Source organism: Algoriphagus halophilus, from assembly GCF_041729275.1.
Taxonomy (GTDB): domain Bacteria; phylum Bacteroidota; class Bacteroidia; order Cytophagales; family Cyclobacteriaceae; genus Algoriphagus; species Algoriphagus halophilus_A.
This window is the reverse complement of record NZ_CP146486.1, coordinates 3,520,086-3,534,451: the sequence shown is the minus strand read 5'-3', so window position 1 is coordinate 3,534,451 and position 14,366 is coordinate 3,520,086. Positions and strand designations below refer to the sequence as shown.

Sequence of the window (14,366 nt, the reverse complement as noted above, 5' to 3'; positions counted from 1 at the left end):
GCCAGTTTTATCCTCCTATGCACAGTATCTTTCTTGATCTATCAACAACTTTCCGCTCCTGAAAAATTTACTTATTTGAGCGAGAATCAAGTGGAAACGCAAATTCTTCCAGATCAAACCCAACTCTCTTTAAATCGGGATTCAGAGGTAAGTGTAGAATACAACGAGCGAAAAAAACTGGGCTGATCAAACTAAGCGGAGAATCCTTGATTTCCATTCCTGAGGACAAAAAAGTAAAATGGCAGGTTCAAGTCAATGAATTGTTTATTGAGGATATCGGGACAGTCTTCAATGTGAAAGCTTATCCAACTAATCCTTTGATAGAGGTATCTGTTTTGGAAGGGGAAGTAAGGATGTATTTACAATCCAAAGAAGGAATTCAACTTCTAGCAGGAGAAAAGGGGATATTTGACAAAAACTCGGGAAGTTTCTCGAAAGAAGAAACTGATGCCAATGTGGATTCATACAGTACTAAATCCTTTTCCTATCTCAATCAAGAATTGGCTTTTGTAGTAGCCCAATTGAGTGAAGTATATCAAACTGAGATTGTTTTGGAAGGGAACATTGGAGGCTGCCGTTTGACTGTAGATTTTGAAAATGAAGAACTGGACACCATTTTGTCTATTATTTCTGAAACGCTTAATTTAGATATCACAAGAAACGGGAGTGATATCGTACTTTCAGGAGCAGCCTGCAATTAATTTTTTCAAATGAGACATACCTTTTTCCGGCCTATTATAGCCATCTTATTGTTGCTAGGCAGCTACCATAACCTTGTTGCTCAGCAGATATCCTTGCTGGAAAAAAGGGTTTCCATTGAAGCACAAGGAGAACCCTTGGAGGGGTTTCTAAATAGGCTTTCTAAAGAGGTAGGAGGGGTATTTTCTTACAGTCCTTCTACCCTGGATGTCAACAGGAATATTACTGGCAATTTTTCTGATCAATCCTGTAGGGAAGTGCTGGAAGAAGTTTTTGATGGAGCAGTCAACTATAAACAAAAAGGGGTTTACTTAATATTGACCCCTGCTCCTCCGGCTGAAAAAGAAATAACCATCAGTGGTTATGTGGTAGACGAACAATCTGGAGATCGTATAAAAAATGCGACGGTATATAACCCCATCACCCTACAATCTTCTACTACTGATGAATTTGGTTTTTTCCAGTTTCAGGTAAAAAATCCTGCGGAGGAAAATTTCCAGTTGATCGTCAATAAAAAGATTATGCTGACACACTATTGGTAGAAAGTAGAAACTCCAGGTTTCAAAAATCTTTTGAAGGCAGAAGGTGAAAATGCCTCTCCTATAGTCCGAAGTCTCACGGAACCCATGAAAAATTTTTGGGCTTGGACTTCCAACTCTGTGGGCTTTACCAACCTTGAAAACGTTCAAGACACCTTATCCCGTGGATTTCAGGCATCTTTTGTCCCTTTTATTGGAACCAATCGAAAAATAAGCGGATCTGTAGTCAATAACTTTTCCCTCAATATTCTGGGTGGTTTCTCAGGGGGAACCAACAAAGCTGAAATTGGAGGCCTTTTTAACATCAACCGCAGAAATGTACAGTATTTCCAAGCTGCTGGTCTTTTCAACCAAGTGGGCGGATCGGTAAAAGGGTTCCAAGTAGCAGGTTTAACCAATATCAACCTAGAGGCGGTGACAGGTTTTCAAGCTGCAGGAATAGGTAATTTTTCCTCCGGGCCAGTTTCTGGCGTTCAAGCGGCAGGCGTATTGAATATCGTCACTTCAGACCTAAAAGGAGTACAATTGGCAGGAGTTACCAATTACACCCATCATGATGTAGAAGGTGGGCAAATCTCTACTGTCCTCAATATTGCCAAAAATGTCCAGGGTTTTCAATTGGGCTTATTCAACTATTCAGACAGCACTTCTGGAACCCCTATTGGCCTGATCAGCTTTGTAAGAAAAGGATACCACAAAGTGGAAATTGGAGTGGATGAAATGTTGCCTTTGAACATCTCGTTGAGAACGGCACCAGAGGGTTTACAATATGATTTTTGCTGGGATGAGACCTGAAAGAGCGGATTCAGTCACATGGGCATTCGGATACGGAGTAGGAAGCTCCCCCAAATTGGCAAATAAGTTATTTCTCAACATCGAATTGAGTTCACAGCAGCTCTTAAAAGGAAATTTGGAAGCCATAAACTTGATCAATCGAGGTTATTTGGGATTAGATTATCAGTTTGCCAATAAAGTCGGAATCTTCGCAGGCCCAAGCATCAATTGGAGAATTTACGATAGTTCGTATTCAGATCATCCAGATTTATTTACCTATACTTCTCCAAAAATCATCTCTGAACAAGACTACCCGGATGATATTAAATCACAGCTTTGGTGGGGTTTCCGGGCTGGAATCCGCTTTTTTTAAAAATTTTTAATTTTTTCTACCTGTCCATAGGGGGAGAAAAGTTTTCGATTGTCATAGATACGAAAACTAAACCAATGCTATGAAAACGGTAAATAAAATTATTGGAGCTATTTTATTTGTTGCTCTTAATCCTCTTTCAGCCATTTCTCAAACTGTTTCTACAGATTCTGAAAACCAAGAAATCCGGAATACAGAACTTCAGATTTCCATCGTCCCTTACCTGGGAACCAATGGAAAAAATTCTGGAATTACTACCAATGATTTCTCCTTTAATTTATTTGGAGGATACTCTGCTGGAACCAACAAACTAGAAATGGCAAGTTTGTTTAACATCAACAGGTTTGATGCAAAATATGTACAGCTTGCTGGGATTTTCAATCAAGTAGGTGGTAAAGTAGAGGGCGCTCAATTTGCAGGCATTGCCAATGCAAACCTGGACTCCATCCGAGGTGTACAAGGAGCCGGTATAGTCAACTTCACCACAGGGGCTGTGGAAGGCACCCAGCTCGCTGGCATCACCAACTTTACCAGCAAATCAGTCCGTGGATTCCAAGGTGCTGGAATAGTCAACTTTGCAGGTCAGGAATTAACAGGCTTTCAAGGTGCTGGTATTGCCAATTTTGCAGGCGGCAATGTAAAAGGTACTCAAGCTGCAGGAATCGTCAATTTCACACCAAAGGATGTCCAGGGAGTACAGGTTGCTGGAATTCTAAATTTTGCAAGAAAAGTAAAGGGTAGCCAAATCGGCCTTTTTAATTATGCAGATAGTATTTCAGGAGCTCCCATTGGACTACTCAGTATCGTTAAAAGCGGGTATCATACCCTAGAAATTGGAACCGATGAAATCCTTCCAATCAACCTTGCCTTTCGAACAGGCACGAGAAGCTTTTACAATATGCTTTTCGTAGGGATTCGACCAGAAATAACAGATTATACGGTTTGGGCATTTGGATATGGAATTGGTACTTCTCCAAGGCTAGGGAGAAAAACGTACTTGAATATTGAAGCCAGCTCCCAGCAACTCAATAGAGGAAATGTAGAAGCATTGAATCTGATCAATCGGTTTTATGTAGGAGCTGATTTTCAAGTGGCGCCTAAAGTCGCACTCTATGCAGGTCCTTCCATCAATTTTAGAGTATACGACACCTCCTATAATCAACACCCTGACCTCTTTACTTTCGATGGCCCTAAGGTATTCTCCGAGAGAAACTACCGGTTTGATGATCTAGCAAGTCAATTTTGGTGGGGCTTCCGTGCCGGAATCAGGTTCTTCTAATCCTTTTAAAAATCTTTCAAACCCATCTCTGATTTAAGATCAGACTGGAAATTCTTTGCCCTAAAAACACGAACTCCATGAAATATCTATTCACATTCTATGTAACCTTGCTTTTGGCATTTTTCAGTTTTCCTGGGTTTTCACAGGAATTAAGTCAGACAATTCGAGGAAAAGTAGTTGACCAAATCAGTCAGTTGGCCATGCCAGGTGCAACTATTATGATTCTAAACACAGATCCGCTGGTTGGTGAAATTACCGATGAATATGGAGAGTTTAGAATGAAAAACGTTCCTATTGGTAACTACACATTGAGAGTAAGTTTTGTGGGCTACAAGGACCTGATCCTTCCCAACATTCAAGTGAATTCGGGCAAAGAAGTGGTACTTCAAATTTCTTTGGAGGAAGACATCACACAAATCCAGGAATTTGTAGTCAATGCAAGCGACAAGGATCGAACAATCAATGACATGGTAGTGGTAAGCGGCAGGACTTTTTCTGTTGAGGAAACAAGAAAGTTTGCTGCAGCAGTCAACGATCCAGCACGAATGGCCGCTTCCTTTTCAGGGGTAGTAAGCACCGATGATGGAAACAACAATATTTCTATTCGTGGCAATAGTCCAAACGGATTACTATGGAGAATGGAAGGAATAGATATTCCAAATCCAAATCATTTTGTAAACCCCGGAACATCAGGAGGAGGAGTTTCTATTTTAAGTAGCCAGTTACTTTCCAATTCTGATTTCCTAACGGGAGCATTTACTGCCGAATACGGAAATGCACTTTCTGGGGTCTTTGATCTTAACTTGAGAAAGGGAAATAATGAAAATCAGGAATTCACTATCCAAGCTGGATTTCTTGGTTTGGATCTCGCAGCGGAAGGACCCATTGCAGCAGGATATCGAGGATCTTACCTGATCAACTATAGGTACTCCACTCTTTCCTTACTTTCCAAGCTAGGACTTCCATTGGGGGATTTCGTAACCAATTTTCAAGATTTATCCATCAACATATTTCTCCCAACCAGAAAAAACAGTAGTATCACCTTATTTGGTTTTGGAGGATTGAGCAATCAAAAAAGTAATGCGGAGCAAGACTCTCTAACTTGGGAAAGTGAAGGAGATCGCTACAGCTCAAAATTCCTTTCTAATACTGGTGCAGCCGGAATCAAATATTCCCAAACTCTCAACCCTTCAAATTTTCTTCAAACCACTTTGTTGGTTTCTGGAAACACTTTAGGAGATAAAGGTTCAAGACTGGATAACGAATATCTGGATGAAAATAGGTATGATGATCATTTGAGCAATTCAAAAATCACTCTAAGTTCAGTGTTAAATTCAAAGCTTTCAGCAAGGTCCAGCTTACGAAGTGGGGTGTATTTAAATCAACTGTTTTATAATATTCACCTAAACAACTATGATGAGGAACAGGGTCAAATAATCACCCATGCCAATTCAAAAGGTAATACACAAAGTATCCAGGCTTTTTCACAATGGAATTATAAAGCCAATGAAAGGCTGACGTTTAATGTAGGGCTTCACTACCTCCAACTCCTGCTAAATAATTCTAATTCTTTGGAGCCAAGATTTAGCCTGGCATACGAATTAGATGAAAAGCAACGATTGAGTTTTGGATATGGATTGCATAGTCAGGTCCAACCACTTGGGACTTACTTCGCGGAAAAAGAGATAGAAGGAGAAATTATCCTAGCTAATAAGAACTTGGATTTGAGTAAATCCCATCACTTTGTATTAGGATATGATCGATCCTTAAACCCATTGTTGAGAATGAAGATCGAGGCTTACTACCAGCATCTATTCCAAATTCCAATCAAAGAAGGGATGAATGAAACTTATTCCATCATCAATCAACAATGGTCTTTTGCCACAGACCCCTTAATCAATGAAGGGTTAGGAAAAAATTATGGTGTTGAATTGACTTTGGAACAGTTTACCCACAACAATCTTTATTTCCTGTTATCTACTTCTTTGTATAATTCACAATATAAAACCCAGGAAAATGTGTGGAGGAATACGAGATATAATGGAAATCTTAATATCACTATTACAGGAGGCAAAGAATTCCCTCTTCAAAAAACAGAACCTTAGGAGTGAACATTAGAGGCATTTACGGAGGCGGGTTAAGGACCACTCCCATTTTGCTAGACCAATCCATCAAAAAAGGAGAAACTGTTTTGGATGATGCAAAGGCATTTGAAACTCAAAATCCCGATTACTTCAGAGCTGATTTAAGGGTCAGCCTAAAAAGAAATAAGGCAAAATCTACTCGCACTTGGGCTTTGGATATTCAAAATGCCACCAATAGAAAGAACATCTATGGAAGCTATTTCGAACCCATGGATAGTGAGATCAAAACCTCCTATCAAGCTCCATTAATCCCTATATTGAGCTATCGTGTTGAGTTTTAATCAAAAAAGGGATGGTAGAAATTTACTATCATCCCTTTTTTATAAGCCAAGAAATTGATTCTTATCTAAGTTCTTTCTTCAGGATCTTTCCAGTGGCAGACATTGGAAGCGCATCCATAAACTGGATAATTCTTGGGTATTTATAAGAAGCTATGTGCTCTTTGGTCCAGGCAATCAAAGCTTCTTCTTTCAACTCAAAGCCTTGATTCAAAACCACACAAGCCTTGATTTCTTCACCGGATTCTTCACTTGGAACACCAATCACAGCCACCATAGACACTGCATCATGCTTCATCATCACTTCCTCAATCTCTCTCGGGTAGACATTCAGTCCCTTCCGGATGATCATTTCCTTGGTTCTATCCACGATAAAAAAAGACCCATCCTCATCTTTTATGGCAACATCTCCTGAATATAGCCAGCCATCTTTTAAAGTCTCTGCAGTTGCTTTGGGGTTGTTATAGTATCCTTTCATCACATTGTGCCCCCTATAAATTAATTCTCCTTTTTCTCCTGCGGGCAGCTCTTTTCCTTGGTCATCCACCACTTTAACTTCAACTCCCCATACTGGAACACCTACTGAACCAGGTTTCTTGCCAAATTCTTTTTGGTTGAATGTAACCACGGGAGATCCTTCGGACATTCCATACCCTTCATAAATAGGGACATTAAATTTCTTCTCGAAATTTTCAAGCACGTTTACAGGTAAAGCAGCCCCTCCAGAAACACATGTTTTTAGATTTTTAGCGATTGAGGCAATATCAAACTGGGTTTCGTCGCTGTTCAACAAACCCCAATACATGGTAGGAACTCCTGCGAAAATACTGATCTCATGTTTCTCCATTAATCCCAGCACCTGAGTACCATCAAATCTTGGTAGTAAAACACTTGTTGCCCCAACATAAAGTCCCGCATTCATAAGTACCGTCATGGCAAAAATGTGAAATAAGGGCAATACAATTAATAACTTATCGTCCCTTTCCAGAGAAAGAATTTTCTTTGAAAGCATCGCATTCAAAACCAAATTAGAATGTGAAAGCTCTGCTCCTTTTGGCTTACCGGTAGTTCCAGAGGTATAGATAATCAAGGCAGTATCATCTGCTCCCGTGACCATGGTAGAATATAAAGAAGACCTATTTGCCATGAGCATTCCTAAGGTTTTAACCCCCTCAAAAGGCGACGGATCTGTCATCTGTGGCGTGATCACAAAAAAATGCTCGCAGTTACTTACATTTTTAAATCCTTCCAGACCTTCCTTTGCCATTGGCAATTCCTTCGTCCCTTCAAAACAGAAATAGGCCTTTGCCCCTGAATTTTGTAGATGATATTCTATTTCATCATGCTTTAATAAGACCGATAACGGAACCACGATGGCGCCAGCTTTCAAAATCCCAAAATAGATCATAGGGAAATAAGGCAAATTAAGACAGCTTAATGCTACTCGATCTCCTTTGTGAATGCCAAGTGTATTCAGTCCATTGGCAATTTGATTGGCTGCATTATCTATTTGGGCAAAAGACAAATGCTTATCCATAAAAATAAAAGCGTCCTTATTGGGGTATTTCCTAGCGCTTTCTTCCAGCAATACTGCAAGATTCATCATGATTATTTTGGGTTTAATTGGGTTTGATACATTAAAAAGCCTATTCAATCTAAAGATTTTTCACCGCATTGTCCCCAATCAAAGTCGCAATAAGTCAATCGGGTAAAGAAAATGCCACATAGCTATCACCACTTTTAGTCCCCTTTCCTCCACCACAGGCGATGACTAAAAATTGTTTCCCTCCTTTTTCATAAACTGCAGGAGTAGCATGCCCGGAAGCAGGTAATTTCGCCTCCCAAAGCAAGTCTCCAGTCTCTTTGTCGAAAGCCCTTATTTTTTCGTCTTTGGTAGCTGCAATAAACAGTAACCCACCCGCCGTGGCTACTGGTCCTCCATAATTTTCCGTTCCTGTGGGTTCAAATCCTTGAGCGCTTAAAGAGTCAATTTCTCCCAAGGTAATCTGCCATTTCTTTTTGCCAGTGTTCATATCAATGGCGGTTAATAACCCCCAAGGAGGATTGGAACCATAGAGACCTTCTTTGGTCCGCAACCTTTTATAACCATTCATAAAATACCTAGGAGCCAATGGTGCATCCTTAGATTCCATCTCCTTTTTATCGCCATCCTCTGGTTTTTGGTTCAGCAGGTAGTTGACCAGCACTTTTCTATTTTCCTCAGAAATATGATCGAAAGCTGGCATGGCACCTCTGCCTTTTCGTAGCAGTTGGTGTAGCGAATCTGCCGAATATTTCTCCTCCACGCCCAAAAGAGAGGGAATCGATGGAGGGTTTCCCTTTCTTTCCAGCCCATGACAATTCCCACAATACGTGGAATAAATGGATTGTCCTACATTTTCAAATTCTGCATTTGGAGTCATTTCAATAAGCCAAGGAATTTGATTGGCATTGACATATAAGGTCTGCGAACCAGGATCAAATGAAGCTCCTCCCCATTCTCCTCCCCCATCCATACCCGGAAAGAGAATAATTCCATGTTCTGCACTTGGTGGAGCCCAAGTGTCTCCAAACAGAACATTTTCAAGTTGATTTTTGATATCTTCTTCCCATTCCGGCTTCAAATTTAGGATATCTTGCTGCTCAAAGCGCATTTTCATAAATGGCTCCGGCAAGGTAGGCATGGGCTGTGTTGCTGCGGTTTCTTCACCGGGCAAGGTCGATTGGGGTACTGGAATCTCTTCAATGGGCCAAATAGGTTCACCAGTTTCCCGGTCAAAAACATAGGTCATCCCTTGTTTTGAAATTTGAGCCACAGCATCCATCCATTTTCCATCTTTTTGAATCCGAATTAAGTTTGGATTGGCTGGAAAGTCCCGATCCCAAACATCATGGTGAACTGCTTGAAAATGCCAGATCCGTTCTCCTGTATTCGCGTTTAAGGCCACCAAGGAATTGGCATATAGATTATCTCCCTTCCTATATCCACCCCAAAAGTCATACGTAGCAGAGCCTGTAGGGACAAAAACCATCTCCCGGTCTTGATCCACTACCATTCCTGCCCAATTGTTTGCCCCACCAATTTTCTGAACGTGTTCTGCGTCCCAGGTTTCGTAGCCCTCTTCCCCTTCATGAGGAATGGTGTGGAAAATCCATTCCCGTTCTCCTGTTTTGACATTATAGGCCCTGATATGTCCCGGAGCCGCATCTAACCCCTCAGAAAGCCTCATTCCTATGATAATTTTATCTTTAAAAATGACTCCAGGTGCATTGGCAACGATTAAAAAATCCTGTCTTTCGGTATCCAACCCTTTTCGTAAATCCACTTTTCCTTGATCTCCGAATTCAAGAATAGGCTGTCCCGTTAACGCATTCACTGCCATCAACCAATTCCCTGCTCCAAAAGAATTCTTTTATCCTCTCCTGCCTCCCAATAACTAACTCCCCGATTGGTGCCTGCCCAGGAATTTTCTCCCCCGGGAGGACTTGAAATGGATCAAATCTCCAGACTTCTTTTCCAGTCTCAGCATCCAAGGCAAAAACATTTAATTTGGGAGTAGTACCAAAAAGCAACCCATCCACAACAATGGGTTGGCATTGAATCTGAGACCTTTCGGTGGCATCGCCCGTCTGGTAGGTCCAGGCAATCGAAAGCTGTGCTACATTTGACTTATTGATTTGTTGGAGAGAAGAATAGCGAGACCCATCTTCAGGACCTCCATAATGAGACCAATCGGTATAATCAATTTCTTCTTTTGCTCCTTCACATCCTACCAAAAAAAAAATACAGAGGGCTAACAAGAAGTAAGAAATTTTCATCAGCGTGGGTTTAATGTTAAAGGAATAAAATATCGCCTTTTTTTCACCACCTACCAAGCATTTTAATTGCTGATGAAATCAATCCTTCTTTTAGGTCAAGGTATAGGTAAAATCTAGAGGGTCGGGGTATTTGAACTTAAAACCTGTTTGAATAATTTTTTTGGAATCTATTAATCTATCCTCTTCAGGCTGAGGAGACTGATAACTTAAAGGAGGAGCCAGATTTAAGTCTATAGCATTTTTTTCAAAGATCTCTTTCTTAACCGGATGAATAGGAGCCACTCCATTATACACCTCGTTCCATAAATCATGCTCTAAAATCCAGGCTATCAATCTGACGGCATCATCTTGATGCACATAATTGACCCGTGTATGCCCTTTGACTTGCTCTTTGCCCGAAAAATATTTTCCTGGAACTCTTTCTTCTCCCATTAGCCCACCAAAACGAATAATAGTCAGATCAAAACCTGCTGAATTAGTAATCATTTGTTCGGCATCCCAAAGGGTGGGATTACCAGTATTTTCTCTGGTAATCGGGAAAGATTCATCGTAGGCCTCCGCTCTTGGAGTAGTTGGATAAATTCCTGTGCTAGATACAAATAGAACTTTTTTTGCACCTGCTTGATTGATCATACTCTTCAAGTATTTCAATTGTTCTAAATAAAAATCCGAACTTTGAACCCTAGACCTGGGAGGGATATTGATTACGAGGTATTCACTTTGAAATAATTTTTGAAACCCTTTTCCTTCGGGATGGGGATTCATTTTTAGGGTTACTACATTCAGACCTTCTTGCTCTAAATCTAGTCTTTTATGATCGCTGGTTGTACTGCCTATTACCTCCCAACTATTGCTTTTTAAAAATTGGGCTAATGGCAAACCAGTCCATCCAAGGCCAATTATCCCTACTGTCTTCATGTGCTTTTATAAAAAAACCTCCAAAAAGGAGGTTGATGTTTGTTTATTTTTTCGGCATGGTTCCCAAAAGGATATCCCAAAGTGGAGTACTCACTCCAAATGCCACGTCTGGATCTTTATAATGGTGAATTGCATGGTTAACCCAAAGTACTTTCATGAAGTTTTTGGTGGAGCAATCGCATGAACCAAGTAATGAAAACCTAGGTAACTTGCGTATCCAAATAAAAACCCTGGAAGAAAATACAATGCATAGTCACCCATAATTAAGGTGAATACCAAATAGAAAATAGCTGCATAGGCCGCAGATACGAAGGGAGGCATTGCAAGTCTGTATTTATCTTTTGGATAATCATGATGCACCCCGTGAACAGTATACTGCAACTTATCTTTGACCGGGTTGCTTGGCTCCATATGGAAGAAATGCTTATGCATCATATACTCTACAAAGGTAAAAGCGATGTATCCCACTACGGTAATTCCAAGTCCCATTGCCAAACTAATGGAAGTAGTGGTAAAAGCATAGTAAAATGAAATCCCTGCAAAAACAATAAACATTGTAATCGGTACTAGGATATTTGTCCTTGTCAACCTTTCCAAAATTGGGTTGGTAAACATCCGTGCAGTATTAAAATTGTCCGGTTTATCCAGTCTTCCAATCTTTTTCATACGAACTTTAATCAAATTTACTTGTTCAAAGAGGCAAAACCTCGATTCGAATTACAAAGTTAATCTATTTGAGTTATTTAGATAGGCTATTGAGTTACTATAATATAAGAAAATATTAAATGCGTGCTAAAGTAGACTCAATCGTCTTTTGATAATAATCCACATACATTGGTAAAATCGCAGAAATATCAAACTCTAGAGCCCTCGCCAAAGCATTCTTCTTGAATTTAGGCAAGTTTTCATCTTTTAAAATATACAACCCTTTATCTTTCATATCATCCACATCACCAACTTCACAAACATACCCTGTTACTCCATCCAAGTTCAATTCAGGAATTCCTCCTGCATTAGAAGATAGAATAGGAACTTCACAAGCCATGGCTTCTAAGGCTGCCAGCCCAAAACTTTCTTTCTCAGAAGGCATGACAAACAAGTCAGCTACAGACAAAACTTCTTCCACAGCATCCAATTTACCTAAGAAACGAATATCATCACAGGTGCCTAAATCCCTACAAAGCCGCTCCATCTTATCACGCTCAGGCCCATCACCTACCAATAATAGTTTAGCTGGAACCTGTTTTCTGATTTCATAAAATACCCGGATGACATCCTCCACACGTTTGACTTTTCTGAAATTAGAAGTATGTACCAAAAGTTTTTCACCATTGGGACAAATAGCCAATTTGAAGTGCTCTTTCTTCTGTTTCTTGAATCTATCTAAATCAATAAAGTTTGGGATTACCTGAATATCTCTCTTGATATCAAAATGAGACAGGGTCTCTTTTTTAGATCTTCTGAAACTGCCGTCACCCCATCTGATTGATTAATACTAAAGGTCACGACAGGTTCGTAGCTAGGATCTTTTCCTACCAAAGTAATATCTGTACCATGCAGGGTAGTCACTACTGGAATATGGATTCCCTGCTCTTTCAGAATCTGTTTTGCCATATAGGCCGCAGAAGCATGTGGTATCGCATAATGAACGTGCAATAGATCAAGGTCTTCGTATTTGACCACGGAAACCATTTTACTGGCCAATGCCAATTCATAGGGTGCATGTTCAAATAATGGATAGGACTTGATATCAACTTCGTGATAAAATAAGTTCTCACTAAAAAAATCTAAGCGCGTCGGCTGCCTATAGGTAATGAAATGTATCTCATGCCCAATTTTCGCCAGACCTTTTCCAAGTTCTGTTGCTACTACTCCACTACCCCCAAATGTAGGATAGCAAACAATGCCTATTTTCATATTTCAGATCGTATCGGTGTTTAAACCTGACTTTAAACACGATTTGGGTTTATTTTTGTTCAAATTAAGTATTTTTAATATTAAATGAATTAAGCCAGAAAGGCAATTACTGTCTTTATTTACTGAAATACAGGAATTTACACCATTTTGTTCCTAAAATAATTATTTATAAAAATCTACCTTCCATTAAATAACAACTGGCAAAAACCCTTTAAATCATTAATTCTTGGGGGGATCTGATGAAAATAAGAGGTGTAACTTCAATTTTCTTAACCCAAATTCAAACTACCAAATTCGACTCGATTCACTAAAATATGCCCCAGTCCTCAAACCAAAGCAACTCAAAAATCAAACTATTAGATGCAATCTCAATTGGAATTGGAGGAATGGTGGGGGGAGGTATTTTTGCAGTCATAGGCCTTGCAGTTTCCTTAGCAAAAGGAGCTACACCGATTGCCTTTCTGCTTGCGGGGATGTTGGCACTTCTAACTTCTTATAGCTATGTGCAATTGTCTTTAGCCTTTCCAGATCGGGGAGGCACAGTTAAATTTATCAATCAAGGTTTTGGTATTTCTGCTTTTAGTGGCGGGATGAATAATCTTCTTTGGCTGAGTTATATCATCATGCTTTCATTATACGCATCTGCCTTCGGCTCCTACGCACCGAATTTGTATTCTATATCCGGAAATGAGGGCATCGACTTCCACATTTATTCCAGTTCTGTGATCGTATTAGCTACTTTGATTAATTATTACAGCATCAAAACAGTAGGTAAGATCGAATCTTTTGCGGTAATTATAAAACTCTTAATTCTGATTGGTTTTGTTGGAATTGGTTTATATGGCTTAATCGGAAACGAAAATCTCTCTCAATTATCTCCAGACAATTGGGAAAAAAGCAATTCAGATCTTGGGAGGAGGAATGGTGATTTTTGTTGCGTATGAAGGATTTGAACTCATTGCTAATGCAGTTCCGGATATTGAAAACCCATCGGTGAATGTCCCCAAAGCCTATTACTACTCCATTGGTTTTGTCATTCTCCTTTACTTGCTTATTTCAATTGTAACTGTTGGGTCCCTCCCTTTTTCCGAAATATACGATGCGCAGGATTATGTATTGGCAAAAGCAGCGGAGCCCATGCTAGGAAAAATTGGGTTTACTGTCATCACAGTTGCCGCATTAATTTCTACTTTCTCAGCCATCAATGCTTCGCTTTACGGTGGGAGCCGTGTTAGTTACGAAATAGCCAAGGACGATGAACTTCCCCATGAACTTAGCTCGCAATTATGGAATCAGCCCATTGGATTATTAATCACTACAATTCTAACCTTACTTTGCTGTAATACGGTAGATTTAGAAAGTATCTCTACCTCAGGGAGTATTGGATTTCTATTTGTTTTTGCAGCTGTGAATTATGCTGGCTATAAACTTTCCAGTCAGACAAGAGGCAATAAAATCCTTCCTTTGGCCGGATTCCTTCTTTGCATAATTGCCAGTATTACGTTGGTAATTCAGCAAGCCCAGTCCAACAAACTAGGGGTAATTATAGCCCTTTCTATTGTTCTAACATGTTTTGTAATAGAATACTTTTACAAAAAGTCCGAAACCTATCTTTCAAGGAATAAATAG

Annotated in this window: 13 protein-coding genes and 2 pseudogenes; 9 read left to right on the top strand and 6 right to left on the bottom strand. The window is 39.9% G+C overall.

Features of this window, described 5'->3' with window-relative positions:
- The first annotated feature begins 206 nt into the window (after positions 1–206).
- From V8V91_RS18905 to V8V91_RS18875, 7 genes are all read left to right on the top strand, one after another.
- The gene (locus V8V91_RS18905) at positions 207–701 is read left to right on the top strand and encodes a FecR family protein (protein ID WP_373396779.1); all 495 of its coding nucleotides are present in this window, start codon (positions 207–209) and stop codon (positions 699–701) included.
- Positions 702–710: 9 nt separating this feature from the next.
- On the top strand, positions 711–1,241 hold the full coding sequence (locus V8V91_RS18900; protein ID WP_373396778.1) for a hypothetical protein: 531 nt from the start codon (positions 711–713) through the stop codon (positions 1,239–1,241).
- 84 nt (positions 1,242–1,325) lie between these two features.
- The gene (locus tag V8V91_RS18895; protein ID WP_373396777.1) at positions 1,326–2,033 is read left to right on the top strand and encodes a hypothetical protein; all 708 of its coding nucleotides are present in this window, start codon (positions 1,326–1,328) and stop codon (positions 2,031–2,033) included.
- The gene (locus tag V8V91_RS18890) at positions 2,023–2,385 is read left to right on the top strand and encodes a hypothetical protein (protein WP_373396776.1); all 363 of its coding nucleotides are present in this window, start codon (positions 2,023–2,025) and stop codon (positions 2,383–2,385) included. Before V8V91_RS18895 ends, V8V91_RS18890 begins: the two co-directional genes overlap by 11 nt.
- A 79-nt stretch (positions 2,386–2,464) precedes the next feature.
- On the top strand, positions 2,465–3,661 hold the full coding sequence (locus V8V91_RS18885) for a hypothetical protein (protein WP_373396775.1): 1,197 nt from the start codon (positions 2,465–2,467) through the stop codon (positions 3,659–3,661).
- Positions 3,662–3,738: 77 nt separating this feature from the next.
- The gene (locus V8V91_RS18880; RefSeq protein WP_373396774.1) at positions 3,739–5,766 is read left to right on the top strand and encodes a carboxypeptidase-like regulatory domain-containing protein; all 2,028 of its coding nucleotides are present in this window, start codon (positions 3,739–3,741) and stop codon (positions 5,764–5,766) included.
- Positions 5,767–5,768: 2 nt separating this feature from the next.
- A complete protein-coding gene (locus V8V91_RS18875) occupies positions 5,769–6,086 on the top strand; it encodes a hypothetical protein (protein WP_373396773.1) in 318 nt (105 codons plus the stop codon).
- A 61-nt stretch (positions 6,087–6,147) separates the two neighbouring features.
- Here V8V91_RS18875 and V8V91_RS18870 read toward each other — a convergent pair whose 3' ends face one another.
- From V8V91_RS18870 to bshA, 6 genes and pseudogenes are all read right to left on the bottom strand, one after another.
- Positions 6,148–7,689 (bottom strand): long-chain fatty acid--CoA ligase, encoded by a 1,542-nt coding sequence (locus V8V91_RS18870; RefSeq protein ID WP_373396772.1) that lies wholly within the window; start codon positions 7,687–7,689, stop codon positions 6,148–6,150.
- Between the two features lie 94 nt (positions 7,690–7,783).
- Positions 7,784–9,466 (bottom strand): PQQ-binding-like beta-propeller repeat protein, encoded by a 1,683-nt coding sequence (locus V8V91_RS18865; protein ID WP_373396771.1) that lies wholly within the window; start codon positions 9,464–9,466, stop codon positions 7,784–7,786.
- Positions 9,429–9,902 carry a PQQ-binding-like beta-propeller repeat protein gene (locus V8V91_RS18860; RefSeq protein WP_373396770.1) on the bottom strand — a complete coding sequence of 158 codons (474 nt, stop codon included), beginning with the start codon at positions 9,900–9,902 and terminating at the stop codon, positions 9,429–9,431. The genes V8V91_RS18865 and V8V91_RS18860 overlap by 38 nt, the downstream gene beginning before the upstream one ends.
- Before the next feature lie 90 nt (positions 9,903–9,992).
- Complete coding sequence (locus V8V91_RS18855) at positions 9,993–10,820, bottom strand: epimerase (protein WP_373396769.1); 828 nt, start codon at positions 10,818–10,820, stop codon at positions 9,993–9,995.
- 43 nt (positions 10,821–10,863) lie between these two features.
- Positions 10,864–11,486, bottom strand: a pseudogene (locus V8V91_RS18850) (sterol desaturase family protein).
- Between the two features lie 115 nt (positions 11,487–11,601).
- Positions 11,602–12,737, bottom strand: a pseudogene (bshA, locus tag V8V91_RS18845) (N-acetyl-alpha-D-glucosaminyl L-malate synthase BshA).
- Between the two features lie 314 nt (positions 12,738–13,051).
- On the opposite strand from bshA, the gene V8V91_RS18840 reads away from it, so the two are divergent.
- On the top strand, positions 13,052–13,681 hold the full coding sequence (locus V8V91_RS18840) for an APC family permease (protein ID WP_373396768.1): 630 nt from the start codon (positions 13,052–13,054) through the stop codon (positions 13,679–13,681).
- A complete protein-coding gene (locus V8V91_RS18835) occupies positions 13,647–14,366 on the top strand; it encodes an APC family permease (RefSeq protein ID WP_373396767.1) in 720 nt (239 codons plus the stop codon). The genes V8V91_RS18840 and V8V91_RS18835 overlap by 35 nt, the downstream gene beginning before the upstream one ends.

Bases quoted from the DNA above. Each gene is read 5' to 3' on its own strand.
- V8V91_RS18900 (WP_373396778.1), top strand. From the start codon at position 711: ATGAGACATACCTTTTTCCGGCCTATTATAGCCATCTTATTGTTGCTA.
- V8V91_RS18895 (WP_373396777.1), top strand. From the start codon at position 1,326: ATGAAAAATTTTTGGGCTTGGACTTCCAACTCTGTGGGCTTTACCAAC.
- V8V91_RS18890 (WP_373396776.1), top strand. From the start codon at position 2,023: ATGAGACCTGAAAGAGCGGATTCAGTCACATGGGCATTCGGATACGGA.
- V8V91_RS18885 (WP_373396775.1), top strand. From the start codon at position 2,465: ATGAAAACGGTAAATAAAATTATTGGAGCTATTTTATTTGTTGCTCTT.
- V8V91_RS18880 (WP_373396774.1), top strand. From the start codon at position 3,739: ATGAAATATCTATTCACATTCTATGTAACCTTGCTTTTGGCATTTTTC.
- V8V91_RS18870 (WP_373396772.1), bottom strand. From the start codon at position 7,689: ATGATGAATCTTGCAGTATTGCTGGAAGAAAGCGCTAGGAAATACCCC.
- V8V91_RS18865 (WP_373396771.1), bottom strand. From the start codon at position 9,466: ATGGCAGTGAATGCGTTAACGGGACAGCCTATTCTTGAATTCGGAGAT.
- V8V91_RS18860 (WP_373396770.1), bottom strand. From the start codon at position 9,902: ATGAAAATTTCTTACTTCTTGTTAGCCCTCTGTATTTTTTTTTTGGTA.
- V8V91_RS18855 (WP_373396769.1), bottom strand. From the start codon at position 10,820: ATGAAGACAGTAGGGATAATTGGCCTTGGATGGACTGGTTTGCCATTA.
- V8V91_RS18840 (WP_373396768.1), top strand. From the start codon at position 13,052: ATGCCCCAGTCCTCAAACCAAAGCAACTCAAAAATCAAACTATTAGAT.